The organism is Bythopirellula superficialaquae (genome assembly GCF_059632245.1).
This window is the reverse complement of the sequence record NZ_CP197426.1, coordinates 3501779-3528664: the sequence shown is the minus strand read 5'-3', so window position 1 is coordinate 3528664 and position 26886 is coordinate 3501779. Positions and strand designations below refer to the sequence as shown.

Sequence of the window (26886 nt, the reverse complement as noted above, 5' to 3'; positions counted from 1 at the left end):
ACCGTCCCGCCCCGCGACAGGCACGATCGCTCCGTTCCGATAGTTTGTCTCTACGCGAATCTAATGCCGGGGGTTTGCTAGCGGAAGTCCCTGACGCAAATTCTTTTTCCGGTACGCAGAAATTTCCCAGTCCCTACGTCTTACTGCCAATCGCCGCCTCAAGTGCCGCTAGCGGTCGCGCGGAGACCATGTGCCAATTGCAACACTTACAGGGGGGATGAAGTATTTACGACATCCCCCCTACACGATTTCTTAACAATCAGCCACTTTCGCGCCATATCAAATCGCAGCGCAGCAACATACGGGAATGCAAAAATTGCATCAGAATCTGCAGAAGATCGGCCGGGAAACTTAGTTCCAGCCGTCGTTTTTGCGGCCGCTTTTCCGCTTTTCAGCAGCCGTCAACTTGTCGTCCATCGGGCTGATCTTGTACTTGATCGCCAACCGGGTCAACAGAGTCGCCTTGTCGGTTCCAAGGGTCTTCATCGCCGCGGCCTTGTGATTGTCGACCGTGCTCACGGCTAGATCGAGAATGTTCGCGATCTCCTCGACGATACATCCCAGACTGACCAACCGCACGACTTCGAGCTGACGGGGGGTCAGTGCCGCAATTCTGTGTTTCATGATGCTTGACATAATCTCTTGTTTGGTAACTCAACTATTAACTTACTTGTTGAACGAAAGCATCCCTGGCTGCCTGACAGCCGGGTACCAGACCACGAAACGTTGTGGTCAGCCTATATCGTTCATGTACTCACTGCTAACCGCATTCTCGATTTCCCATTAACGGAAAATCAATTAACGCAAGTACCCTAGATGGATCAGTATTCTTAATATACCCTATTTCGCCATGGGTGTTCGCCGCAATTAAAAACTGATTCGGTTATCCGTATGCGACGAATTATGAACTGCCCGGCCTTGCTCGGCAAGACAATTAGAAAGTGCGGTAAATTCATACTCCCTAATCGCACTCATGGTAGGGATCGATCAGACATTAATACGCTAATGGTTATATGTTAGATCGAAAATAGTTGCCCACAATTACTAAGTTTTTATTGTATTGTAGCGTTTGAACGTACCTGTCAGTTCTAGAGAGGGGGAGTCTTGTTAGTCGCGAAACAGTTCGCGCCAGAATCATTTGCGCGGCTTCAAATCAAGCTTTTGTACATGAATTGAACAGGCAGAAGGTGGACATCTTTTTTTGCACCAAGAATGTTTTGACAGTAGCTCGACGAGCTAACTTTCCAAACGTCGTGAACTTATAGATGTGAACCGCCACCAGGATGTCGCACGGGCAAGAAGTGAGTCCGCTTGTTCATGGGGAGCGCCAAGAGCCGGCGAATTTGTTCCACGAGAGCACGGTCGCTTTCTTGACGAAGCGCGTCGGGCTTGCGCGAATTACTTTTCGTTGTTGTTTTCTTGTTCACGCTGAGTTTGCTCCAAGATATCGAGCACCGCCAAGTCTTTGTTGCGTCCCACGGCTCGCTTACTCTTGATTATATCTGCCAGGCACGCAACCAGCAGCGAGTTATCGCCAAAGTCGACGCGAGTCGCCCGGGTTTTGAGACCCTCAAACGAGCGAATGCCATGTAGCTCGCCATAAAGTCGAGTTGCATGCCGTTGTCGTCGTTCACAACTCGATAAAAATCCGAGACAGGATAATAGGGCTTAAGAATACTCGCATCCAAACTTCGCGCCACTTTTTTGAGTTTGGTCAAATTGGCGGGGGGGTTGCGGAACATGAAGTCGATGTCGAGCGTGGTCGCTGGCGCACCATGCAGAGCTGCGGCGGAATTGCCAATCATAACCGTTTCCAGACGATGCTCGGCTAGTACTTTGGCGATGCGATGAAGTAAAGGTTCTGCGTTCATGTAGCAAGTTTAGCGCTTTTTAGTAATCACCCGGTAGCCAGCGAGCTACGCCTCGCCCTGTTTTCGGTTATCATATTATTTCCGGAGAGGACTGGGCGATCGCCGGTTCGCGCTTGCGCGGGCGGGAGGAAAGTCCGGGCACCATAGGACAGGGTGGTGGGTAACGCCCACCGGCCGCGAGGTTAGGGAAAGTGCCACAGAAAATAAACCGCCGCGTTCGCGCGGTAAGGGTGAAAAGGTGCGGTAAGAGCGCACCAGCAGGCGAGGTGACTCGCTTGGCTCGGTAAACCCCACCCGGTGCAAGACCAAGCAGAGAGCAGAGTCGGTCCGACTCGCCATGACTCTCGGGTAGGTTGCTAGAGGCCACGGGCAACCGTGGTCGTAGAGGAATGGTCGCCACTCGCTTCGGCGAGACAGAACCCGGCTTATGGTCCTCTCCGGATTTTTCTCTTTTAAGGAAGAGATTTACAGGAGTGAGCTGAGGAAGCAGAGAAAAAGTTGCCCATGGGTCATCCTGAGAGAGGCTTGCCGACGGAAGGATCTAGTTTGCAGCACTTCCACGTGTAGAAAACGTAAAATGATTGAAGCCAGATTCTTCGATTCGCAGAACTCCTCTCAGAATGACCTTAGGAAATAGCTAGCATTATTGTGAATGCAATCCAATTGCATTCACAATGCTGGCATCTTGCTGACTTTATATGGATTCGTCTTTCTCTGCTTACTCTGCTCCCTCCTGTAGAAAATCCTGTTGAACGCGCGAAAAAAGCCCCGGCCGATAAGTTCGGCCGAGGCTATCCTGCTGCTATCTACGAAATTTCACGGCAACGCTTAATTAAAAGCGTGGCTGGGACGGCTTGAACGGCATCGTCGCGGTTTGGGGCTGCGGCGTGCTTTGCAAGTTGGGTTGGTAACCGCCCTGAGCCGATGGTGTCGACTGTGTGAACGGCGTCGTGGCCGGGCCACCCAAGTGGTTGTGGTTGGTCACTGGCCGCGGGGCAGGGGCCGGGGCCGATTCAGGCGTGGCCGAACGCTCGTTGGGGATCATTTCCTCGCCAATCACTTGGAGCAGCTTGGAAATGCAGAGTTTATTCATGCTGGTCCGCAGGTCATGGGCCTCGGTCCGCAGGTATTCGTGCATGCTCTTGGGCAGGCGTACCGTAATCACGCGCGTGGGCTCGGTTTCGGGATCCGAAGCATTTCGCTTTTCGCGGAGTTTTACCAGCATCTTCTGAATCCGGTCGAACTCGTCGGTTTGCTCGAACTTGGTCAGTTCTTCAAAAGAGGGGAATTTCTTGCGGATGATGCCGTCGATGCCAACAACTTCCCGGAAGAAAGTGACCCAGTCGGGGTCTTGGCGATAAAGGTTGTCGGCGACTTGTAGGACTTCCCGATAGGTTTCCTGAGATTGGGCTAGCATGTTAATGGTCTCCTTACGCATTCAGCAGGATTTGTGGCCGAAGGGCCGCTGCGGCCTCCGTGTTTGCTTCCACTATTTGCTATCGGGCAAATGCATCACGTAGGCCCTTGCACTGCTTGCACTTACGTCGATGTGCGACTCGTGCCTATTTTTGGGCAGCTACTGCTTAGGTCATGCGCTGCGGCTCGTGCCTAGTTTTTGTGCACGGCAGTCTTTCCCGAATTCTCGGGTGTCCAGTCTGGTGTCCCATCCGAGGGACGCCTCATCGAAGCTGCAATTCTCGGTGATTCCAACAAAAAAGGCGTCCCAAGGGACGCCTTTTTTCGAAGTGCTGATTTCTTTAAGTTTGGCTCAAGCCATTTCACTTCTGATCCGCTCGAGCAAAGCCTTGGTCAACAGAACCCCTTCGACCTCTGATTCAGGCGTCTGGCCTTCCCATTCGATGCCCAGGTAGCCGTGGTAGCCCGCATCGAGAACGATTTTGACCATCCGGAAATAGTCGATTTCCGATTCGTTCCCCTCGGCGTCGAAGACATGGCTCTTTGCGCTCACGGCCTTGGCGTAAGGCATAAGTTCCTCGACACCCTTGTATTTGTCGTATTCCACACCCTTTTCGCGATCGACGAAAAAATTGCCGAAATCGGGCAAAGTCCCGCAATTGGGAAGATCCACTTCTTTCATGACCCCCACCAACCAGGCCCCGTCCGAGGAATAGCCGCCGTGGTTTTCAACGATAACGTTAATACCATAAGGTGCGGAGAATTCGCTGAGCTTGCGCAGGCCGTCGGCTGCTAGCTTGGCCTGCTCCTCTTTCGAACCGGCCGAGCGGGCGTTTACCCGTATCGAGTGGCAGCCCATTCGTTTGGCGGCCTCTACCCACTGATAGTGCTCTTCAACGGCAACTTGCCGCAGTTTTTCGTCGGGATTTCCAAGATCGCCCTTCCCGTCGGGGATGTCGACCATGATCAGCAGCTGCTTTAACCCGGCGTCCTCGGACTTTTTCTGCATTTCATCCATATAGGCGAGATCTTTGGCCTTATCGGCGTAGGGTCCCATCCAGTATTCGATGCCATCGACGTCGAATTTCTCCTTGCAAAATGGGCCGTAATCGCGGGGATCGAGTTCCCCCTTGGCGATCATTTTATGCAGCGAATACTCAGCCACCGAGATTTTGAACGGCTCGCTCTTGGACTCTACGGCAAATAAACGCGTCATCGGCGAACTCCCCAGCGAAAGACCAGCCCCTGTAGCGGCCATGGTTGCCAAGAAATCTCGGCGATTGGACGAAAACGACATAACTGATTCCCTTTGTGATAAGCCAAATGGATGAGAATGATGCGAGCGAGATCCTCTTGGGCGAGTATAGGACTGGGATTCTGACAGGACAACTCCGGGAAAACGTCGTCAGGTCTGGGCCTGAGCCCATTGACTCACTTGCGGGAGTCAACCGAAAATCGGCTGCTTGTCCCACGCCGGCCCAAGGTCGGTAGTTTATCTAGAAACGATTTTTGAGATTTGGAGCACACGACGATGACTGACGTTGCCGCAGGCCAGCCAATCACCAAGCAAGGGGACCGCCTGCTGGTGCCCGACCACCCGCTCATTCCTTTCATCGAAGGTGACGGCACGGGACCTGATATTTGGCGGGCTAGCCAACGTGTGTTCGATGCCGCGGTCGAAAAGGCTTACGGGGGCAAACGAAAGATCGTCTGGAAGGAAGTCCTCGCCGGCGAAAAGTCATTCAACGCCGTGGGGAACTGGCTGCCCGACGAAACGCTTGATGCGTTTCGCACGTTGCTGGTCGGTATCAAGGGGCCGCTCACCACGCCGGTTGGCGGCGGGATTCGTTCGTTGAATGTCGCGCTGCGACAGATTCTTGATTTATATGTCTGCTTGCGACCGGTCCAATACTTCACGGGCGTCCCCACGCCGGTTCGTGAACCTGAAAAGACCGACATGGTGATCTTCCGCGAGAACACCGAAGACATCTACGCGGGTATCGAGTTCCAAGCTGGCAGCGAAGATTGCCAGAAGTTCAGCAAGCTCTTTTCCGAAGCGTTTCCCGATCGTTGGAAGAAAGTTCGTTTCCCCAACACGGTGGGCATCGGCATCAAGCCCGTCAGCCAGGAAGGGACCACACGGCTTGTCAAAGCAGCGATCCAATACGCGATTGATAATGATCGCCGCTCGGTGACGCTGGTTCACAAGGGCAACATCATGAAATTCACCGAAGGTGGCTTCCGTGATTGGGGCTATCAGTGCGCGAAGGAACAATTCGGCGCGACGGAACTCGACGGCGGTCCCTGGTGCGAGCTCACGTCACCCAAAACGGGCAAGAAGATCGTCATCAAAGACGTCATTGCAGACGCGATGCTGCAACAGATTTTGACCCGGCCCGAAGATTACGATGTTATCGCCACGTTGAATCTCAACGGCGACTACATCAGCGACGCGCTTGCGGCCTGTGTGGGCGGTATCGGCATCGCCCCTGGTGGGAACATTAACTACGACACCGGCCACGCGATCTTTGAAGCAACCCACGGCACGGCGCCCAAGTATGCGGATCAGGACAAAGTGAACCCCGGCTCGGTCATTCTTTCGGGTGAGATGATGTTCCGTTACCTCGGTTGGACTGAAGTGGCCGACCTTATCGTTAAGGGACTCAACGGAGCGATCAGCGCTAAGACGGTCACTTATGACTTTGAACGTTTGATGGACGGCGCGAAGTTGGTGAAGTGCAGCGAATTCGGCGACGCGATCGTTAAGCACATGGGATAAAGCTGCGACGAGTCGCGGCACTGAATAAAAATTGGTTAACTTGACATCACTTTCCGACGCGATTCTACTGGTTGTTTCACGAACCCTTAATTCGAAGAGGTTTTTCTCTATGCGCCAGATTGCTTCCGTTCTCTGTCTTGCGGTTTTGGCTTTGTTGACATTAACTAAGCCCGCGCAGGCCATACCACAATTTCAAAAAGAGTTCATTACGCTCTACGCTTCCGACAAAGAATCTGACTTTGGTAAGGAAGTGAAGAAGGCCGGTTGCTTTACTTGTCATCAGGGCAAACTTCGCAAGAATCAAAACGTCTACGGCCAAGAGCTGGCAAAGCTGCTTGACAAAAAGGCGGACATGAAGAACCCCGAGAAGATCGTGGAATCACTGAAGAAAGTTGCCGATATGCACAGCGTAGCGGGCGATGACAAAAGCCCCACCTTTGGCGAATTGATCAGCGAAGGAAAGCTCCCCGGCGGCTCCCTGGAAGACGCCAAGAAAGAACCCGCCAAGTAATCTCGACTTGGCATCAGTTCTAAAAACTATTCAGCTTCGGCCTGTTGGGTCGAGGCTGTTTTTGTTTCTGTATCCGTACGAGGGGTCGGCCGTGAGGTTCGCAGCGAGAGCGTCATCAACAGCACGACACCGCATAATAGCGAAACGACTCGTTTCAGGCTTTGCCGATCTGTTTCGCCGATTGCAACCATCAATAATCTTTGCAGCAAGCCCAGCGACGTGATAAGCGCGGCCATAAAAGTGAGTGATGCCCACAGGCTTGCGCCCATCAGTGAAGTTTGCGCGGGAGTGGGCAAGCTCATCAACAGCCAAAGACCAATGGGGATTTGAGCCAGCGTTGCAGCCAGCGCCAGACCCGCCGCTCCGCGAGCACGTGATTTTGTTGTGCCTGCTGGTTCTTCGTGCTGTTGCGAAATCAACTGCAAGACGGCAATTCCCGCGACAGCAAATGAGGATAGTGCAAAGTGAAAAGACAAGGCCAGCACTTCATGACGTTCCATGAGCGACAAAAGCGTAGGGCGATCGATGACGGCTTCGCTCGCCCAGCGCGAATTGGAAGCGAGTTGGCCGATGACGGCCATCATCGGCGGAAAGTGATAAAGCAGATTGGTCGCTGTGATGAATGCGAGAACAGCTAGGCCCCAGCGGTTCAATTTTCTCCAGGCCCCGGCGATCAAAAGCGTCACCACGAGCGAGAACAGCAACTCCGCGCCGGCAAACCAATACGCCCTGGCGGGAAAGCGAGCCAGCGCCGCTGACAATCCCGTGCTGTTGGCCGAGAGGAGCATGCCGCCGCCGGTGAGCATTCCAATCACGAATGCCCCCACCGACCACCAGGCCAACCTTCGCCCGAGAGGACAGATTCTTTCGTCATCGCGCGAGCCCAGCCAGACACACACCAGCGGCCCCGCGCTCGCGAGATTCATGGCCAGCAAATGTACGGTCAGTAGCAAACAGGTTAGCAATTCCAGCACTGTGGACCACTCCTCGAAAATCCGTTGGATTGACAGTCACCTTCTGGCACAAGATACTGTCCTATGCTTGGGAAACCAAGCTTGTCAAACAAGTTCGGGCGATTAGCTCAGTTGGTTAGAGCGCCACGCTTACAACGTGGATGTCGGGGGTTCGAGTCCCTCATCGCCCACTAGGTTTTACGCACCATGATGGATGCTGCAGAAAAACTAGGCTTTAGACTTTTGGGCCTCCGGTCCCTTCCGCTCAACGCGTCCGTGCCCTACGGTGCACTAACTAAAAGCTATCGTTTCCATCGAGAAAATCTATGCAAGCTCGAGTCCCTCATTGCCCGCTCTGGTTTCAGATTCGGCAGCAACTATTCTTTAGCTGCATGAGGCAGAGAGGCTAAGAATTAGAAATTAAACGTCGCACGCCGTTTTATCTTGGGAGGCATTCGGAAAGCCTCTCAATGCAGCGATAATCTGGGCAAGCTCTTCCCGAATTGCTCTCGACTTAGGACTGGATTTGTCCTCTTATTCAGTGGGGACGCAACATTTTGGAATTACTTGTAAACTGGGGCCTTAATTTTGCAAAGCTTCCGGGTTTATCAAGTCCAATGAATGCGGGGTCCTTCTGAAGACTTATGAATCGTGAGAGCGTTGCCGAGCAGCTTAACTAACTGATTACTGATGGCAGCATGTCATTGGTGGAGCAATCCAGCTGAGAGACACGCATGAATTCAGGTGCTATGGAAAGTCCTGGCGATATTCTAGGTCAGCAGTCGCAGTCGACCGAGGCAGTATTGGAGTTTCTGACTCTTGCTTCGGTCGAAATGGATCTTCAAATTGATCGCGCTGAACTCAGACGAGTGATCGGAGGTCTGAACTCTGATCAACAAGGCGAATCTTTTGATCTGGAAGATTACACGGCCAAGTTAATCGCTACAGGGCCGTCTCTAAAAATCCGCATCGACCATTTAAAAATATCTCCGGAGGAGGCAGGTCACCTTGTGCGTTACGGAGCGCCTGTAGGAGCCGTCTGGAGAAATGCTGATGGAGAATTGAGCTGGCTGTTGCTCGTCGATCACGGCGATGGCCACATCCAACTTGTGGATTCGAACGCCAACGGTGACTTTCGTCGATCAAGTGGTAAAGCCATTCGCTCTTTACTTGACAGCGCGACAGGGGCGGTCCAGTGGTTGTCGCTACAGTCTTGCTATCCGTGCAGTGCCCTGGCCTCGGAGGACCACCACGAACGGAAGCCGCTCGCGCGATATATGACTTTGCTCGCGCCCGAAAAAAGCGATATCGCAGTCATCCTTGTTTTTGCGTTGTTTGTCGGTGTTCTCGCGCTTTCCACACCGATTGCGATTGAAGCCTTGGTCAATACGGTTGCGTTTGGTCAATTCGTGCAGCCGGTGATTGTTTTAGCAGCGATCCTGTTTGTTTTTATGGCATTTTCAGCCTGCCTACGTGCGGTGCAGACTTATGTTGCCGAAATTATTCAAAGGCGGCTGTTTGTTCGCGTCACGGCTGATCTGGCGTACAGGATCCCCCGCGTGCAGGCCGATTTTTGGCAAACACATTATGGTCCCGAGCTTGTGAATCGTTACTTTGAAATGGTTACGGTTCAAAAGGTGACAACACAACTCCTGCTCGACGGGACATCACTGGTCCTTCAGACCGTAGTGGGCATGAGCGTCATTGCCTTCTACCACCCGGTATTTTTGGGATTCGACGCCTTCTTAATCCTGTTGATGGCGGTCATCGTTTTCTTCTTGGGCCGTAATGCCGTTGCGACCAGCATCGATGAATCGCGACAGAAGTACAAGACAGCAAGTTGGCTTGAGGAATTAGCGAGACATCCAACGCTCTTTCGCTCCCGGGGCGGGCTCGCCTTTGCACTCGACAGAGCTGATCGATTTGTCACCGAGTATTTGATTGCTCGGGCCAGCCATTTCCGAATTCTCATCCGTCAAATCGTATGCGCATTGTTCGTGCAGGCGCTCGCCAGCACCGTGCTATTGGGCCTGGGCGGTTGGCTGGTCATTAACGGACAACTGACTCTGGGACAACTTGTAGCCGCGGAATTGATTGTGACTCTGATCGTGGGTTCCTTTGCAAAAATAGGCAAGCATCTTGAAGGATTTTATGATGTCATGGCATCGATGGACAAATTGGGTCATTTGCTCGACATGCCCCTGGAGCGTATCGACGGCATTGAACTACCGAGAACGGAGTCTGGAATTTTGGTGCGCATTCACAACGGGCCTCATGCTTCAGACGCGACGAATCATTCCGCGGAATCCACAGCGATCACAATTAAGCCCGGGCAAAAGTGGGCAATCGTTGCCGAGTCTTTAGCAGGACGAGCAGAACTCCTGGAAGGATTGGCTGGCTATCAGACTTCCATTTATGGGCAAGTGGAAGTGGATGGCCACGATATTCGTCGCCTGCGGCTTGATAGTTTACGTGCTCAAGTCGTGCTGCTACGCGATGTCGAAGTCTTCGCTGGAACCATTGCTGAAAACTTGCATATCGGGCGCAGCGAAGTGAGCGAGTCGGACATGCGCAATTCGCTCCAATCGGTCGGTTTGCTTGATGACATGCTCAATTTGCCTGACGGTTTGGCTTCGACGGTCCAGACAAACGGCGCTCCTTTTTGCTCGGATCAGGTCGTGCAATTGATGATCGCTCGCGGTTTGGCGGGTCATCCACGCTTGTTGATTGTCGACGGCCTGCTCGACAAATTGACTGACCATACGCTGAGAAAAGTTATGCCAGGATTGCTTGCGCCAGGGTATGACGTGACTGTCATTATTGGAACGGGCCGGCAAGACGTCCTCGCTTACTTTGAACGACAACTGGAGCTTTCCCTGGACGGCACGTTGACGATCTCACCCTTAGGCTCTCCCACGGCTCAGGAATTATAAGCTTCATCATATATAGAAGGGCTTTGCGCATGCATGCTCACTATCAAGAGCGGGCCATCCCGGCACTGCGATTGGTCACATCACCACGAACCCCCCGAAGAATCGCCAAGGCGCTGATGCTACTGATGGTGATGACCATGTTTGCGCTGTTGTTTGCCCCCTGGCAACAATCGGTAAAAGGAACCGGTAAAGTGGTTGCTTATGCACCTTTGGAACGCCAACAAACGGTTCAGGCCAATATTTCAGGCATCGTCTATCAATGGGGCGAGGGAATTCGCGAAGGGGCGAAGGTAACAAAGGGCCAAAAAATCGTCGAGATACGCGACGTCGATCCCCAAGCACTTCAGAGGTACGAATTGCAGCGTGATGCCGTCAAACAAAAGCTCGAAGCGGCAAAGGTTGTGGCCTCGGCTTACGCCGAAAAATTACAAGCAATAACGGATGCCCAAAAAATGGCAATCGCAGGCGCTCGCCAAGAAGTCGAGATGGCCGAGCAAAAAGTGATTGCCGAAAATCAAGGCATCATTGCCGCGGAAGCGGCTTACACCCAATCTCTGGCTTATTTTGAGAGAAAAAATAGCTTGTTGGCAGATCGCCTGGCCTCACCCCAGGATGTGGAAATCGCGCAGCGAAAGCTTAACGAGGCCGATGCCAAGCTCAAGCAAGCGAGCGCTTATCTTGCTTCGGCGGAAAGCGCGCTCGAAGCCAAAAAGTCCATGCTCAGCCAAAAAGAGCGTGAGGCAACGGGTTATATCGCTACCACCCAAGCCGAACGCCAAAAAGCCCTGGGCGATGTCGCGATCGCCGAAAAAGAACTCAGCGAGATCGAAGGGAAATTGGCCAAGCAGCGTAACCAGGTCATTACTGCTCCTCGTGATGGCACGCTCGTACGACTTCTGGCCAACGAGGGAGGGGAACTTGTTAAGCAGGGCGATCCGCTATTTGTCCTCGTACCAGAAACCGCGGATCGGGCCGTTGAAATTTGGCTCTCTGGAAACGACGCCCCTTTGGTCACACCGGGCAAGCATGTGCGCTTGCAGTTTGAGGGTTGGCCTGCCGTGCAATTTGCTGGCTGGCCTTCCGTTGCCGTGGGTACCTTCGGCGGAACCATTGTCAACGTCGATGCAACGGACAATGGCAAAGGTCAGTTTCGTGTGCTGGCATTGCCCGATGACGCCTCGGAATGGCCATCTGACAACTATCTCCGCCAAGGTGTCCGGGCAAACGGGTGGGTTTTGCTAAATCAGGTAACGTTAGGCTACGAATTCTGGCGTCAATTGAACGGATTTCCTCCGGTTGTGTCATCTTCGGAACCAAAAGACGACGATTCAAAAAGTAAAGTTCCCAAGGTCAAGTTTTGAAGACTCTTCTCTGGATCCTGCTAGCAATTTCAGCGGCAGCGATAGGCTGTCGCTCTGCCCGTGATGATGTCCGCGCGCAACAAACCATCGCGAAACCAACCATCGCGAAAACGGAACCGCTAGCAATAGATTCCCTCACGTCAGATGCCAAAACTCAGGCAGAGGCGACTGCGCTCGATTTGCAGGCAACTTTCCTAGAGGATTTGAATGCGACAGTTCAGTCGCCTGTCGTTCAAGCGAGCCAAACGACGGAACTGCCGATGCCCTCGGAGTTGCTGCTGAATCCCGCCGAAGTCGAAATTGATTCCGCTGCGATTCCAGAAGTTGCGATTCCAGAAATACTGCCGCCCCCGGATGCACCAATTTCACTCGATGACGTGATTACGGCCGTGTTTGCTAGCTACCCGTCGCTGGATGCCGCAGCCCGAGAACAGCAGATTACGGCTGGAAAGCAATTGAGCGCAGCGGGCGAGTTTGACCAGATGCTCTTTGGCGACATCATGACCGAGCCGCTGGGATATTATGAGAACTATCGTTATCGACTCGGCGTCAAACAGTATCAATGGAATGGTACGCAAACTTTTGCCGAGTATCGATTAGGGCGTGGGTCGTTTGAACCTTGGTATTTGGAACGACAGACCAACGCGGGGGGCGAATTTAAGGTGGGGGTCGCGGTCCCGTTTGTGAGAGACCGAGATATTGATAAACGCCGCGCCGCAGTCCTGTTAGCGCAGTTGGATAATGCATCGGCGGAACCTATTTTTCAGCTGGAAGTCATCGATTCTGTTCGCGCCGCATCGATCGCCTATTGGGAGTGGGTCGCCGCCGGACAGCGTGTCAAAATTTCCAAGCAGAACCTGGACCTCGCCGTCGAACGGCAAGCTGGCATCGAACAACGCGTTGCGAAAGGCGAAATCGCGGCCATTGATATCGTTGATAACGAGCGATTGATCGTTTCTCGACAAGCCAAGCTCATCGAGTCAGAGAGAAAACTTCAACAAGCGGTCATCAAACTCTCTTTGTACTTGCGCGATCCTCGTGGAATCCCGCTGCTGGCTTCCCAAGAACAAATGCCGTCGGGTTTTCCCGTTGAGGAAGAGCTTGCACAAGACATCGAGGAAGAACAGATTGCGATCGCGTTGAGTTCGCGGCCGGAACTAATTCTCATCGGTTTAGAACAAGAAAAGCAACGAGTCGAAGTCGAGCAAGCTTCCAATCTGACACTTCCCTCGATGACTGGGCTCTTCACGGCGTCACAGGACGTTGGAGCACCGACGAGCTTCAAGCGAGATAAATCGCCTGCCGAGTTGGAAGCAGGCGTCTTGCTTGACGTACCTCTGCAGCGCAGTGAGGCATTGGGAAAATTACAAACAGCCCGAGGCAAATTAGCCCAGCTAGCAGCAAAGCGACAACTATTAGAGCAAACCATCGTTGCTCAGGTGCAAAACTACCGCACGGCACTCGATGCGAATTTAGCAGCTCTCAAGCAAGCGAAACGAGGCGCTCAGCTCGCAGATGAAATGGCCGATGCGGAAAGAAAGCGTTTAGCTCGCGGCGATTCCGATATCTTGACCGTCAACTTACGTGAAATCGCTGCCTTCGATGCGGAATTGTTGGCCATCGATGCCGCCGCGGAATACTTCATGGCAATAGCGTTACTCAATGCTGCTATGGGCAATGAATTGACCTACCGGGCCATCATGCTTGGAATCCCTGATTGATTGTATTTGATCCATAGAAAAAGGCCTCGAATCCTTGGCGAGTTAAAGCTCGCAAAAATTCGAGGCCTTGAAGATTTAGCTGCTAAAAAACTAGCGAGTCCGTCGCAGCAATCCCAAAGTTCCCAAGCACAAGAGTGCTAGGCTCGACGGCTCGGGCACAATCGGCGGCAGCTCACCCAGGAATGGAAAGTGATGCGATTCGCCAGGGCCGGTCAAATTGTAGGCCATCAGCGTGCCATCAATATTGCCATAGCCGAAATTCACGTCGGCTCGTGGAGCCAAGAGCGAGCCTAACACACCGATACCCGAGATGCCGAGCGTGCTGGCGTTGCTGAAATTGTAAAGCACACGCTGCTTGTCGACGCCATTGAGGAAGATTCCTTGATTGTCGAAATCAGCAGCGGCACCGTCGACGTTGACCACCACGGTCGATCCCGTGGGGGCGTTGATCGTCAGACCAGTACCGGCGGCAAGTTGACCGGCCGTGATGTAAAAATTATTGAACGACGAGTCGCTGCCGGTCATCACGATGTTGTTGAAACTGATGTTCGTCGAACCGTTGATCGGTTGGGCGGCGAGGAAGTCGGACAAGTCGGTGAGATAACTGGAGACGTCGTCGAAACTGAAGGGCAGGGGAGTTGTTCCCACCGTGGCAACGGGATAGTAATTCGGTGCTGAGTAAGTCCCGCCGACCGTGACCGGTGTGCCAATCTGACCGCCACCGCCATTGAAGTTAGCATTGCCATTGACCGAAACGCGTCCGGTAATGGTTGGATTGGTCCAAGTGACGTTGCCGTTCACCAGCAAGCCACCTTTGAGTGTGTTGTTGCTGTTTGTGAGATTGCGGCCAACGATCAGGTTGTCGGTTGACGAACCCAAGTTGCTGGCCACCGAGAATGCTCCAAACAAAGCATCGCGACCCACGGCCACGCGGCCTTCGGCATCGCTGCCGGATTGGGTGTTGTCGTTGATGACGTAAACATTAAAGTCGCCAGCTGGGCCTAGATTGACGAAACTCGCCGAAGCCGAGGTGGGAATAAGGGCGACAGCGCAAAACGAGCCAAGTGTGGCTAGAGAAAGTGCGCAGAATTTCAAAAGATTCATTAGCGGCCTCCAGAGGTGCGGTGTGGGGCCGATGGTTCCGAGATTCTCTGCGACAAGGGGAGAGAATGATCGGCCTCACGATCAAAGTTGCAGATCTTCATAATACAATGAAATGCGGGGAATTATCAACAAGTTGGCGGGAAATACCTGCCACGAAAAGAGTAGAAACGAGCTCGTCCCGGCGGGTGGTTTCGATCTGATACGTAGCCCGGCTGGGCGGAGTTTGAACCCCCGACTAGGGGCTGCCGCAAAAAGTAGGTTTTGAAAGGCCGTGCGGATGGTATGTTCCGGTTACGCGGGTGAGCAGATTGAGTGCCAGTCTAAGTACCTTAGCTGCTTTTGGTAGTTGAATTTCTGCATGCGAACCGGCAATTTTCAGCCGTGTCTTCCCTGAGCATCTTATCGTGCCAAACGTAGCGATAAGCCTATTTGCCGGTTATACTTGCGAGACTTTAGCGGCGATGTCCGCGCCGATAATAACACAGGAATTTGTATGATTCGCGTGGCGATACTTGGCGCGACCGGTTACACGGCTCGCGAGTTGTTGGAACTTTTGCTGCGTCACCCCGAGGTGGAGGTGACCGCGCTTGCCACGCGCTCGGAAGACAACTTGCACGTCGCCGATGTGCATCCGTCGTTGCGGAGCCGGCTGGACTTGCGGCTAGAGAATCTTTCACCGGCGGAAGTCGCCAAACGGGCCGATTGCGTATTCGGCTGCCTGCCGCATGGAGCAAGCGCAGCGGTGATTAGCGAATTGCTCGCCGCGGATTGCCGCGTTATCGACTTTAGCGCCGACTATCGCTTGAACGATCCGCAGGTTTACGAAAAGTGGTATCAGGTCGAGCATCCTGACCCCGCTCGATTGGGAAAAATTGCTTACGGCTTGCCCGAGTTGTTCCGCGAACAGATTCGTGGTTCCCAATTAGTGGCGAATCCCGGCTGTTACCCAACTGCCGCCATACTTGCGCTCGCTCCGTTATTGAAAGCGAAAGCGATCTCGCCTTCCGGCATCATTATCGACGCCAAGAGCGGCATCAGCGGCGCAGGGCGTTCCCCCAAGCCGAATCTGCACTTCCCCGAAGCGAACGAGAACCTCACCCCCTACAACATCGGCAAGCATCGGCACACGCCAGAGATCGATCTGATCCTGAGCACGTGGGCCAACGTCGAGACGAATATCATCTTCACGCCGCATTTGATCCCAATGGATCGCGGAGAGTTAGTGACGGCCTATGCCGACGTTCCTGCCGGCACGACCGGCGAGAGTTTACTGGCAACTTTGCGTGAGTCTTACAAGAACGAACCCTTTGTGCGGATAGTTGACCATCTCCCAGGGACAAAGGACGTCAGTCACACGAATTTCTGCGATGTTACGGCCCGTGTGGTTGGTGGCAAGGCGGTGATCGTGAGCGTGATCGACAACTTGATCAAGGGGGCGTCGGGGGCCGCGGTGCAGAATTTTAACGTCGTCTATGGCTTTCCCGAGACCACGGCGTTACTCTAGCGGCATTACTTTTATGGGCGGATTTGGTTAGATTGTGGATGGCGTCGGACTGGGCAGCCCCGGCGTCGACTGGCAATCCTATCTGGGCGAGAGGCGCGACATGACGGACAGGCTACCCAAGGGTTACAAGGCGGCGGGCGTATACACCGGCGTCAAGCGAAACCCCAACAAAAAAGACCTCACGCTGATCGTTTCTGAAACCCCGGCCGTGGCAGCGGGGGTCTTCACGCAGAATCTGGTCGTTGCCGCGCCGGTGAGATTGTGCCAGTCGCGAACCCCTTCCAAGACGATTCGCGCGGTCGTGGCCAACTCGGGTTGTGCGAACGCTTGTACGGGTACTCAAGGCGATAAAGACGCTGCCACGATGGCCGCCAAGACGGCGCAAGTTTGCGATCTCGACGAGAAGGACGTGTTGGTGATGTCGACCGGTGTTATCGGAGAGATGTTGCCACTCGAAAAGATTTCGGCGGGAATTGTCGATGCCGCGCAGAAGCTTGCCGCCGACAGTGACGCCCTGATGAACGCGGCCCAAGGGATTCTCACAACCGATACAGTTCACAAAGTAAAAACTCGCGAGATTGAACTCGACGGCGTGCCCATTTGCGTGACCGGCATCGCCAAGGGTGCAGCGATGATCGGCCCGAACTTGGCGACGATGTTGGCAGTTGTATTGACCGATGCCAAGCTCAGCCAAACTGCGGTGGAAGAAGGGCTCAAAGATGCGGCGGATGAGTCATTCAATTGCATCAGTGTCGATGGCCACACGAGCACGAACGACACGGTGCTGTTTCTAGCTAATGGTGCCGCGGGTGGCCCTGAACTGTCAGGAAGTTCGCTCACCAAATTCCAAGCCACGCTTGTCGAAGTCTGCGAAGACCTAGCCCAATCGATCCCCGCCGACGGCGAAGGGGCCACGCATCTCATTACCGTGGAAGTTCACGGCAGCCGCACCCGCAAAGAGGCCGTGCAAGTGGCCAAAACCATTGCTGATAGCCCGCTCGTGAAGACCGCCATCGCAGGTTGCGACCCCAATTGGGGGCGTATTGTGTCAGCAGCCGGCTATTCCGGCGTGCCATTCGATCCCACGAAGGTGAGCCTGTTGGTCAACGGGATTTTGCTCTACGAGCATGGGGCCCCGGTGAAGTTCGATCCCGAAGTCGTCTCACAATCGATGAAAGACGACCGCAATACAGCGGTGCTCTTGCTCTTGGAAGAAGGCGATCAATCAGCCCGTTTCTGGACGACCGACCTCACCGCCGAATACGTGCGGCTGAACGCTGATTATCATACCTGAGATCGAATTATGGCTTCGCCGCGGCTACCACGAATGTCGGCGGCAAAGCCTCAAATCGCAGCCGATCCAGCTGAGTTTTCCCGCGTGAGATGTTTACCATCCACACGTCGACATGCGACGTCTTTTTGCCCAAGGCTTCGGTCACTTCGTCGAGACTTTGGATGCTGACGACGTTGGCGACAAATCGGCCGCCCGAATTCAGGCGATCAAACGCCAGCTCAGCCAAGCGGGCGATTTCCTTGCCGCTGCCGTCGATAAAGACCGCATCGGGATTCGGCAAGTTAGCCCACACTTCGGGGGCGGTCCCCAAAACAGGCGTGACATTCACCACGCCGAAGCGGTCGGCATTCTGGCGAATCAGAGCTTCGTCTTCTTTATCTCGCTCGATGGCATAAACGTGACCGCCGGGGGCAAGTTGCGCGGCTTCCACACTCACCGAACCCGAGCCAGCGCCAACATCCCATACGATGCTGTTATGGTGCAACGCCATCTGGGCCATCGCCACGGCCCGCACCTCGGCGGGGGTGAGCAAACCGTGCTTGGGAGTTGATTGCACGAACTCTTCGTCAGGATTCCCAAACATGCTGCGAATCCGCGACTGCCGCGGGCGGTCGGGCACGTCGGCGTTGCGAACGAGAACCATCACATTGAGCGGTTCAAACGCTTGATCGGCAATTTCAGCCACTGTGCCGCGCGTGACTCGCTCGTTACGGGCGCCCAGGTTTTCACACACATAGATCACGAAATAATCGATCTTGCGGGCGAGCATTTTCTTGGCGACTTGCGATGGCGTGATTTGTTCGGTTGTGAACAAACCAACCTTAGAAGCCACGCGGATTTTTTCGACCACGGCGTCGAGATTGTGGTTGGCTAGATTGGTGAGGTAGGCTTCGTCCCAACTTTCTTTCACCCGCGCAAACGCGAGCTGCATGCTGCTTACGTGGGGAATGATTTCGCAACGCTCGTTGCCGAGGCGGTCGCAGAGAAATCGAGCCAATCCATAGAATAGCGGATCACCCGTCACAAGGACGGCGACCTTGGCGTCTCCGGCGGCACTAATTTCCTTCGCTAAAGCATCGAGATCGGCGCCCACTATGACCCGTTTGCCGGGCGCTTCTGGCACAAGAGCCAGCGTGCGTTCATTGCCGGCCAACAGATCAGCCGACAGAATGAGTTGCTTGACGGCATTGGGGACTGCGTCGAGTCCGTCGTCGCCAATTCCGATGATGGAAACCGAATTCTTGTCCACGAAAGTTCCTCCTGCCTACAAAACGAGCCGGCTCATCCTCGAGCCCGAAATTGATCGGGGTCTGTAACGACCCGGCTCGCTATACAGGTTAACGCTTTCGCGGAACTCGCTCCAGCCCTACGCCACGTAGCATTGCAAAGTGTGATGAATTAACTGCAACTCACCCTTGGCAGGCAGCGGCGGGCCATCGGCATTCGGATAGATGTCCCGCGGCGTTTCGGCGGACGTGTCGATAAATGTCTTCCAGGGCAGCTTGCGCAAATCCGCGGGAATCACAAATTTCTGCGTGGCATGGCCGGGGTGCATCAGCAACATGACGTTCTTCGCCGCCGGTGATTCCAAGCCCGTTGTGCCGAACACGCAAATGAAACTCTGCGAAGCCCGGCTCCAGTCCATCGGCAAGCCGTCTGGGTTATACCAACTGACGTCTGCCAGCTCGCCCGCTTTGTGCGGGTGACCAGTCAAGAAGGTTTCGCGGCGTACCGTGGGCTGAGCTTTGCGGAAGGCAATCACCGCCTGACAGAATCGCAACATTTCTTCGTTGCGCTCGACCAGCTTCCAATCAAACCAACTGATCGCATTGTCCTGGCAATAGGCATTATTGTTCCCACGCTGGGTGCGCAGCACTTCATCGCCCGAGACAATCATCGGCGTGCCGTGGCTCAGGAGCAACGACACCATCATATTCTTGGCTTGGCGTAGGCGGAGATCGACAATCGCTTTGCGCCGCGTGGGGCCCTCGACTCCGTAATTGGCACTTGAGTTATTGTTTTCGCCGTCGCGATTTCCTTCGAGATTGTCTTGATTGTGCTTTTGCTCGTAGCTCACCAGATCGTTGAGCGTATAGCCGTCGTGTGAGGTGATAAAGTTAATGCTATGGTACGGATCGCGACCGCTGTGTTGGTAGAGATCGCTAGAGCCCGACAACCGCGTGGCGAAACGGCCCGTCATCGCGGCATCGCCGCGCCAGAACTTCCGGATGTCGTCGCGATAGTGGCCATTCCATTCCGCCCAGCGACTCTTAGCGAACGAACCGACCTGATACGCCCCCGCGGCGTCCCACGCTTCGGCGATAATCTTCGTGTCGGCCAACATCGGGTCTTCGGCAATGGTTTCCACAAGCGGCGTGTTGGGCATCAGTTCGCCGTTCCGGTCGCGGCTTAGAATCGATGCCAAGTCAAAGCGGAAGCCGTCGATGTGATAGTTGTAAACCCAATAGCGCAGGCAGTGAAAAATCATTTCGCGGCAAATGGGATGGTTGCCGTTCACCGTGTTGCCGCAGCCTGAGTAGTTCTTATACGTGCCGTCATCGTTGAGCATGTAATAAACATTGTTTTGCAGCCCCTTGAAGCTCAACGTAGGGCCCATGTGATTGCCTTCCGCCGTGTGGTTAAACACCACGTCGAGAATTACTTCAATGCCCGCGGCATGCAGCGCGCGGACCATTTCTTTGAATTGCCGCACTTGATCGCCCGGTTTATCGCCGTGCATGTAACCACGGTGAGGCGAGAAAAATGCGATGGAATCGTAGCCCCAGTAATTCTGCCGTTCAGGCTTTGCGCCAAACGGATCGAGGATGGGAAACTCATGCACCGGCATCAATTCGACGGCCGTCACGCCGAGCGACTTGAGGTAGGGGATCTTTTCGATGACCCCTTCATACGTGCCCCCGCTTTTGGTGGCGCTTGAGCCCGCCTTGGTGAAGCCTTTGACATGCATTTCATAGATGACGGTTTCCGAGAACGGCCGGCGAAGGTGCCGATCTCCCTGCCAATCGAACATGTCATCGACAACCACGCAGCGTGGCGGACGAACTATGCCGTCGGTGGCGGGCATGAACTCACCTGCCAAGGCGCGGGCGTAGGGATCGATTAAGCGTGCTCGTGGATCGAAGCGATAACCTTCTTCCGGGGCGAACGGGCCGTCCGCCTGGAAGTGATAAAGCTGACCTGCTTTGAGGCCGGGGACGAATACGCTCCAAATGTCACCCCAGCGATCGGTCGCGGGGTTGAATTCGACGACGCGGTACGGCTCACGATCGGTGACCCGGCGATACAACAGCACCCGCATCGCTGTGGCTGAGCGGCTGTATACGACGAACTGCACCCCTGCTTCTTGGAGGATCGCTCCATAGGGCAACGGGTAGTGAAACTGCATGTAATTGTGCGTAGTGGGCATAACGAACCGCGAAGCGCCGGCGGAAGTAAACGTGGGCGTCCAAAGACTGATCATGGGCTAAATGCTCTCTGCGGAAAATCAATGACGAAACGACGACCCGTTTCCAGGCGTACGGACAAGTGGCGATCAAAATCGCACCCGACGACACCATTGACTTTCGACATTTGCTTCAAGCACGCATCAAAATTTAGATTCCCCGCTGCAGAGCTTCGTTGCTTCCTATGTTTGTTGTCATCCTTGCCTTCCGGCGAGGTCGTGTGAGTGGATTAAGTCGGGCGAGTGCTATCGCAACACTACCTTAGCCACGTGGGATAGCCGTCACAGCGATCATGCTCGACGGTCAATTTGGCCTGATATTGTAGGCATAATCGACGCGGCTGGCACGAGCCGGAAACTCCGCCGCGCATCTGTCGCTCGGTCGTTGACACCCGCCAACGGCCAACCGTAGAATTGCCCGTTCTTGCCGCAAGAGATAGTGCAATTCCATGTCAAAAATAACCTACCGCGATTCAGGAGTCGACCTCGAAACCTATCGAGAGTCTATGTCGCGCCTGCCCGCTTTGATGCGGCGGACCCATTGCCCGCGGGTTTTACCGTGGAATAACGGCTTTGCCGGGTTGTTCTCGCTCGATTTTTCCGGCGGATTATTTTCGCGGAATTACAAAGAGCCCGTGTTGGTCTCCTGCACCGACGGCGTCGGCACCAAACTCAAGGTCGCCCAAATGGCTGGTCGCCACGACACCGTGGGGATCGATCTGGTGGCAATGTGTGTGAACGACGCGCTTTGCTGTGGCGCCGAGCCACTGTTTTTTCTCGATTATGTGGCCATGGCCGAGGACGATCCACAACTGCTCGAAGATATCGTGCGGGGGATTAGCGGTGGCTGCTTGGACAGCGACATGGCACTGGTGGGTGGCGAGACGGCCATCATGCCTGATCTCTACCAGCGCGGCGATTACGATCTGGCTGGCTTCTGTGTGGGAATCGTCGAGCGTTCACGCCTGCTCGACGGCAAAGCCATTGTGCCGGGCGACGTGGTGATCGGCATTGCCTCGACAGGCGTGCATTCCAACGGTTTTAGCCTCGTGCGTAAGATTGTGTTCGATCACGCGGGACTTTCGATGGATGACGAAGCCGAGGGCTGTGGCGGCAGCGTGGCGGACGTGCTGTTGACGCCGACGCAGCTTTACACCCGTGCCGTGCGCGACGTGCTCAATCATTACAAGGTGAAGTCGGTTGTTCATGGCATCGCCCACATCACGGGCGGCGGACTTCACGAAAACCTCTCCCGCGTTTTTCCCGCGAATGCCGATGCCGAAATCGTCCGCGACAGTTGGCCGATTCCGCCAGTGTTTCAATGGCTGCAGCGACTGGGCGAAGTCGACGACGACGAAATGTTCCGCGTCTTTAACATGGGCATCGGCATGTGTCTCGTCGTGAGCGAGTACTATGCCGAGAGCATTCAGCAGCAACTCACCGGCCACGGCTTAGCGAACTGGCAAATCGGCAAGATCATCGACGGTTGCGGCGAATGCCGCTGGGCGTGAGATTCCTACGGTACCACTGTCACTGTGCCAAATTGCCGGAAGTGATCATCGAAGGAGAAAGCTTTAGTGATGCCGAGCCGTTCCATCAGCACATAACTTGTGCAATCAGTGAAGCTCCATTCCTTATCAGAGAAGTCAAAGAAAACATTGGTTGCCAATTCAATGTCCAAGTCCGAGAGTCGAATGACATTACAGCGGCCCAGGCGAACTTGTTCCATCCAGTGCTTGGCGCGATCAACGTGGCCACGCGCACGAAACAGTGTCAATAGCTCGTCGTAAACGTAGTCCGTGGAGATAAGCCGCTCACGGTTTGAACGCATGAATGAAATGGCGGCTGCATGATCTGGATCGTCAGGAACGCTAACCGCGAACCAAGCTCCCGTATCCACGAAGATTGCCACTTAGCCACCGTAGATTATGCGGTCATGATCGCGGTTGGTTAATCCATCCTCCGGAGATTTGCCGTTAAGCGTTTCCATTCTGTCGAGGTAATCATTCCAAGCTTTGCGAGTCGCTTCGTCGACTTCGTCGGTATCGACAGAATCGTGCTTCTTAACTTGAACTTGAACCTGCGTACCGTCAGCTAAGTCCACCGGCTGAAGCGGGCGGAAAACTCCGGAATCAAAGATAGCAGGAATCGTCTGGTCCATATTCCAACTATAGACCAAATCTAGGCGCCAGACCAGACTTTTCCGTTTGGACTGCCTATCTCAACCCACCCGCCGAGGAATTCATCGCCCCCGCGCTGGGGGCTGCCTTGGCCACGCCGCGTTCGGTGTCACGTGCCCGGTCAAGTTCGGCTGTTAAGCCGCCCACTGTGTAGGTACCAGGGATCACGATGGGCTCGCTCGGATTCTGCGGCGAATAAATCGCCAAGAGCGGAATCTGTTGAGCGCCCAGCTCTTTGAGTTTCTCGGTCACTTCAGGCGACGAGTCTTGGTGCGTCCAGTCGGCTACCAAGGTGTAGACTTCGTTGTCTTCAAAATACTCAGACATCGCATCGGTCTTGAGGACCGTCTTTTCCATGAGCTTACAAGTAGGACACCAATCGGCAGTGAAATCGATCACCACGGTCTTGCCTTGGGCAAGCAACCATTCCAGCTTCTTGGCGCTGTATGGTTGCCACGCTTCGTTGCGCACCGTGTAAACGCCCGTGCCGGTTGCCATCAGTTCTTCAAAACGCGCGTCGGCTAATCGATTGGCATCGCGAGTAAGCCGTTCTTCCAAGATGGGGGACAGCCAGAAAAATGAAACCAGCCCAATAACGGTTCCCATGACAATGCCTTCGCCGAGCGCATTCCAACGGCGGTTGGCGGGAGCGGTCAACGGCACGCGGCCAATCCACCAGCAGACCATCCAAATGCCGAACAAGAACGCGACCGTAGGCACGACAAAGTACGGTTTTAGCAACGTTAACAGATAGACCACCGTGCCGATCAGCACGAAGCCCATGAATTGCTTGAATGTGTTCATCCATTCGCCCGGCTTGGGCAGGAAGCGGACCAGCTGCGGAAACGCCCCGATCAACAAATAGGGACTCGCCATGCCCAGTCCAATGGCAAAAAAGACCGACATGATCTGATAAGGCGGGCGGTTCATCACTCCCACCAGCGCCGAACCCATGAAAGGGCCGGTGCAGGGGGTGGCGAGCAGCGTGGTGATTGTCCCCTTAGCGAACGCACCTTCGTATCCTTCCTTGCGGCCAAAATCGGTGACTTTGCTTGTGCCGATGAAGCCGGGAATGGGGATTTCCCAAACGCCCAGGAAGCTCAATCCCATCGCAAACACGACCGAGGCCATTGCGATGTTGAATTCGGCATACTGGAACAATTGGCCCCAACCAAGTTGGAATGTGATCGACAGCACCGCCAAAATCAGGAACACGCTAATCACGCCCAACGAGTACCACAGGTTCAGCACGAAGATTTTCCAGCGACTTTGCCCGGCTTGTTCGATAAAGGCAAACACCTTGAGACCGATCACCGGCAACACGCAGGGCATCACGTTCAGAATCAACCCGCCGAGAAACGCGAGGCCCAGCAGATACATAAACGATTGACTCGGAGCGGACTGCACGACGACGGGATCCGTTGGGATGGCGGGCTCCACACGCGCCAAGGAAGTGAACGGAAGTGTTGTCGCTGGAGCACCAGTGACGGGCGCGGCTTGGGTTTGAATTGGCACGCTGGGCGATGTGGCCGGCGCAGCTGCGAACGTTGCCGTTTCGGGAAGGGCTATTCCAGTCCCCTCTTTGGCAGTGAACGTGCTTTCGAACGGGACACACGTTTGGGGATTACAAGCTTGGCCGGAAATTTTTCCGGTGACCGTGACGCTCGCCGGGGATACACCGGGAGCCAAGTCCACGGGGATAAACCAAGTCACCGAGTTGGAGTGCTCGCGCAGTTCAAGCCCAGTCCAGATTTCTTTATCAACATGCGTATCAGGTGGAGTCACCGCTTGCCAATTGCCGATCGACTTCAATTGATCGTTGCTATCAAGCGTGATCGTTGTTGGCATCGGACCACCGCCGTTGTCTGGCAATGTTCCTTGATCCAACGCATACACATGAAAGCCATTGGCAATCTTGGCTGTGACGAACACCAACGCGGGGCGTTTGCCTTGAGCTGGCGTGAATTCCGCCGACACGGTGACCTCGGCATCGCGTTTACCGCCAAACGTTCCCGGGCTGTTAAAGGTGTCAGGAAACTCAAATCCCTGAGCAATCACGAGCGAAGGCAACAGCAGCAGGCCGCAGACAAGGGCCATGCGGCCCATAAGGACGCGACGAGAGGCAAAAACGTAGGTTGCAAACATCCCTATTTGTTCCTTGCGGCGAGGCGGAAGTCCACCCATGTGCGTTCCATGCCCGGGGTAGAATCCGTTTATTCTATATGCCGCGGAAAAATCCCAGCAAGGCCGACATTCGGCCATCCCCCTGTTGTCATACCAAGATCGCAGCTAGCATCTGTACGTTTTGATGCCCTAAGAGGTTCTGAGTTACGAAATTGGGCCTAAAAGCGAAGAGATCGCCTGTTTGCAGTCGCCAAACATCTCCATTCGCACGCTCAGCTCGCTCAACCTTGTTTGGGTAGTTGCCGCATCCGCCACCGGGAGATCGTCCAGAAATCGCCACCTGAGCCAATTCGCGGCAGCTCCAACCGTGCCACTCATATGGAATGTGTAAACGAGTTGCAGCTCATCAGACGAGAGTACGCGATGCTGCTGATAGGCAGTGAGACATTCTCGCCAATGTCCCGCGTTCTGTGCCGGCATGCTCCCTAAGAGACGCGCGAGATCTCTGGCAACCGAGCCCACCCCCGCTGTCTGAAAATCGAGCATCCCGCTTACCTGATTGCCGACAAAGAGAAAATTCCCAAGATGACAGTCGCACAAGCACCATTGTATGGGAACTATTTGTTGCGAAGCCTGTACGGAGTTGATTGCTTCGGGCAACAACGATTCCACTTGCGACAATACGAGGTTAGCGAGCGTACGGAGTTCAGAAGGTTGTGTCTGCTTTACGGCCGCAGAGATTTTGGCCAGTAACTCCGCGCGTAGTTCGGTGAATTTCTCAAGACGTTGTTTTAGCCCGGGCGCGATTGCAGGAGGATGTTGTTCGTATTTAGCAGCGATGATGTGAAACTGGGCGAGAGCCTCCGTGACAGCTAAGGCTTGGTCACGAGTAGGATTTTTAATCGTTTCCCCCGGTAACCACCGCGCGAGTTCCCAAACGGCTCCTGGCATTTCTACAAATGTTTCGCCTGCCAAAGTCTGCCTCGGGAGGGGAACCTGAGAAAAACCTTGCCGATCTACGAATTCGATAAGGGAATGAATTTTCCGAAGTTCTTTTGGCTTTGCGAGATGGACGCTCTTGTGGCGGCGGAGGCAAAACAACTGCTCTCTTTGCGAGATCTTCCAAAATCGCGCACCGCTCAGGCCCCCGGCAATTTCCGTGATTCGTAGTTCAAGCAATTCCGACTCGTTGAACCACGAGGCGAGCATCGCCCGAGCGCTTTCTTTTTGCGGATTCGTAATTCCGTCGTTCATCCTGCACTTTGCCGTCTGAGCGGGGCCGAGTATGCTAACAACTGCATTTTACGACGGCCCGGCAATTCCATGAAACTAATCATCGCGGTCATTCAACCGACAAAACTCGATCTTGTCCAGCAAGCCCTCAAGCGGATTGGCGTCACGCGCCTCACCGTGAGCGATGCGATGGGCTTTGCGCGGCAGCGGGGGCAGTCGGAAACCTACCGCGGCAACGAATATGCCACCAATCTACTGCGGAAAGTCGAACTCGAAATCGCGGTGAACGACGATTTCGTCGACCGCACCGTGGATTGCCTCTTGCAGCTTTGCCGTACGAGTTCCGAAGGAACCATCGGCGACGGCAAGATTTTCGTCCTGCCCATGGAAGAGGCCATTCAAGTGAGCGATAACACGCGCGGCCCAGGTGCGATCTGAG

Annotated in this window: 21 protein-coding genes, 1 tRNA gene and 1 other RNA gene; 11 read left to right on the top strand and 12 right to left on the bottom strand. The window is 54.5% G+C overall.

Translation table 11 applies throughout. From position 1 onward, the window contains the following. Nucleotides 1-351 precede the first annotated feature (351 nt). The gene (locus SH678x_RS14420; RefSeq protein WP_496919154.1) at nt 352-624 is read right to left on the bottom strand and encodes a response regulator transcription factor; all 273 of its coding nucleotides are present in this window, start codon (nt 622-624) and stop codon (nt 352-354) included. 872 nt (nt 625-1496) lie between these two features. Continuing rightward, nucleotides 1497-1871: a hypothetical protein gene (locus tag SH678x_RS14415; RefSeq protein WP_496919153.1), complete on the bottom strand. Its 375-nt coding sequence runs from the start codon at nt 1869-1871 to the stop codon at nt 1497-1499. Nucleotides 1872-1954: 83 nt separating this feature from the next. Between SH678x_RS14415 and rnpB the strand changes: the two genes are divergently transcribed. Further along, an RNA gene (gene rnpB, locus SH678x_RS14410) (RNase P RNA component class A) lies at nt 1955-2314 on the top strand. A gap of 389 nt (nt 2315-2703) precedes the next feature. Here rnpB and SH678x_RS14405 read toward each other — a convergent pair. Continuing rightward, nucleotides 2704-3309: a hypothetical protein gene (locus tag SH678x_RS14405; RefSeq protein ID WP_496919152.1), complete on the bottom strand. Its 606-nt coding sequence runs from the start codon at nt 3307-3309 to the stop codon at nt 2704-2706. 330 nt (nt 3310-3639) lie between these two features. Further along, a complete protein-coding gene (locus SH678x_RS14400; RefSeq protein ID WP_496919151.1) occupies nt 3640-4503 on the bottom strand; it encodes a sugar phosphate isomerase/epimerase family protein in 864 nt (287 codons plus the stop codon). Between the two features lie 315 nt (nt 4504-4818). Between SH678x_RS14400 and icd the strand changes: the two genes are divergently transcribed. Both icd and SH678x_RS14390 read left to right on the top strand, forming a co-directional pair. Further along, the gene (icd, locus tag SH678x_RS14395; RefSeq protein WP_496919150.1) at nt 4819-6066 is read left to right on the top strand and encodes an NADP-dependent isocitrate dehydrogenase; all 1248 of its coding nucleotides are present in this window, start codon (nt 4819-4821) and stop codon (nt 6064-6066) included. A gap of 109 nt (nt 6067-6175) precedes the next feature. Further along, nucleotides 6176-6577, top strand: a complete 402-nt coding sequence (locus SH678x_RS14390) for a hypothetical protein (protein ID WP_496919149.1) — start codon at nt 6176-6178, stop codon at nt 6575-6577. A 26-nt stretch (nt 6578-6603) separates the two neighbouring features. On the opposite strand, the gene SH678x_RS14385 is transcribed toward SH678x_RS14390, so the two are convergent. Continuing rightward, nucleotides 6604-7551 carry a hypothetical protein gene (locus SH678x_RS14385; protein ID WP_496919148.1) on the bottom strand — a complete coding sequence of 316 codons (948 nt, stop codon included), beginning with the start codon at nt 7549-7551 and terminating at the stop codon, nt 6604-6606. 96 nt (nt 7552-7647) lie between these two features. Between SH678x_RS14385 and SH678x_RS14380 the strand changes: the two genes are divergently transcribed. The 4 genes from SH678x_RS14380 (at nt 7648) to SH678x_RS14365 (ending at nt 13545) form a co-directional block, all read left to right on the top strand. After that, nucleotides 7648-7721 (top strand) — tRNA-Val (locus SH678x_RS14380). A gap of 543 nt (nt 7722-8264) precedes the next feature. Next, complete coding sequence (locus tag SH678x_RS14375; RefSeq protein WP_496919147.1) at nt 8265-10463, top strand: peptidase domain-containing ABC transporter; 2199 nt, start codon at nt 8265-8267, stop codon at nt 10461-10463. A gap of 29 nt (nt 10464-10492) precedes the next feature. Next, nucleotides 10493-11824, top strand: a complete 1332-nt coding sequence (locus SH678x_RS14370) for an HlyD family secretion protein (RefSeq protein ID WP_496919146.1) — start codon at nt 10493-10495, stop codon at nt 11822-11824. Further along, nucleotides 11821-13545: a TolC family protein gene (locus SH678x_RS14365; protein WP_496919145.1), complete on the top strand. Its 1725-nt coding sequence runs from the start codon at nt 11821-11823 to the stop codon at nt 13543-13545. The genes SH678x_RS14370 and SH678x_RS14365 overlap by 4 nt, the downstream gene beginning before the upstream one ends. A gap of 90 nt (nt 13546-13635) precedes the next feature. Here the strand turns inward: SH678x_RS14365 and SH678x_RS14360 are convergent, their stop codons facing one another. Beyond that, nucleotides 13636-14649, bottom strand: coding sequence for a choice-of-anchor A family protein (locus SH678x_RS14360; protein WP_496919144.1), 1014 nt, complete (start codon nt 14647-14649; stop codon nt 13636-13638). A 493-nt stretch (nt 14650-15142) separates the two neighbouring features. On the opposite strand from SH678x_RS14360, the gene argC reads away from it, so the two are divergent. Then, nucleotides 15143-16153, top strand: coding sequence for an N-acetyl-gamma-glutamyl-phosphate reductase (argC, locus tag SH678x_RS14355; protein WP_496919143.1), 1011 nt, complete (start codon nt 15143-15145; stop codon nt 16151-16153). A 100-nt stretch (nt 16154-16253) separates the two neighbouring features. Next, nucleotides 16254-17447: a bifunctional glutamate N-acetyltransferase/amino-acid acetyltransferase ArgJ gene (gene argJ, locus SH678x_RS14350; RefSeq protein ID WP_496919142.1), complete on the top strand. Its 1194-nt coding sequence runs from the start codon at nt 16254-16256 to the stop codon at nt 17445-17447. 7 nt (nt 17448-17454) lie between these two features. Here argJ and cbiE read toward each other — a convergent pair whose 3' ends face one another. After that, nucleotides 17455-18696, bottom strand: a complete 1242-nt coding sequence (gene cbiE / locus SH678x_RS14345; RefSeq protein WP_496919141.1) for a precorrin-6y C5,15-methyltransferase (decarboxylating) subunit CbiE — start codon at nt 18694-18696, stop codon at nt 17455-17457. A 117-nt stretch (nt 18697-18813) separates the two neighbouring features. After that, entirely contained in the window at nt 18814-20874 is a 2061-nt protein-coding gene (gene glgX, locus SH678x_RS14340; RefSeq protein ID WP_496923072.1) for a glycogen debranching protein GlgX, read from the bottom strand. Between the two features lie 485 nt (nt 20875-21359). On the opposite strand from glgX, the gene purM reads away from it, so the two are divergent. Further along, nucleotides 21360-22421, top strand: a complete 1062-nt coding sequence (gene purM / locus SH678x_RS14335; protein ID WP_496919140.1) for a phosphoribosylformylglycinamidine cyclo-ligase — start codon at nt 21360-21362, stop codon at nt 22419-22421. A 5-nt stretch (nt 22422-22426) separates the two neighbouring features. On the opposite strand, the gene SH678x_RS14330 is transcribed toward purM, so the two are convergent. The 4 genes from SH678x_RS14330 to SH678x_RS14315 form a co-directional block, all read right to left on the bottom strand. Beyond that, nucleotides 22427-22822 carry a type II toxin-antitoxin system VapC family toxin gene (locus SH678x_RS14330; RefSeq protein WP_496919139.1) on the bottom strand — a complete coding sequence of 132 codons (396 nt, stop codon included), beginning with the start codon at nt 22820-22822 and terminating at the stop codon, nt 22427-22429. Next, entirely contained in the window at nt 22823-23071 is a 249-nt protein-coding gene (locus SH678x_RS14325) for an antitoxin family protein (protein ID WP_496919138.1), read from the bottom strand. Between the two features lie 55 nt (nt 23072-23126). Continuing rightward, nucleotides 23127-25235 (bottom strand): protein-disulfide reductase DsbD family protein, encoded by a 2109-nt coding sequence (locus SH678x_RS14320; protein ID WP_496919137.1) that lies wholly within the window; start codon nt 25233-25235, stop codon nt 23127-23129. 183 nt (nt 25236-25418) lie between these two features. After that, nucleotides 25419-26468 (bottom strand): phosphotransferase enzyme family protein, encoded by a 1050-nt coding sequence (locus SH678x_RS14315; protein WP_496919136.1) that lies wholly within the window; start codon nt 26466-26468, stop codon nt 25419-25421. Between the two features lie 69 nt (nt 26469-26537). Between SH678x_RS14315 and SH678x_RS14310 the strand changes: the two genes are divergently transcribed. Beyond that, nucleotides 26538-26885, top strand: coding sequence for a P-II family nitrogen regulator (locus SH678x_RS14310; RefSeq protein ID WP_496919135.1), 348 nt, complete (start codon nt 26538-26540; stop codon nt 26883-26885). Nucleotide 26886: the final 1 nt, after the last annotated feature.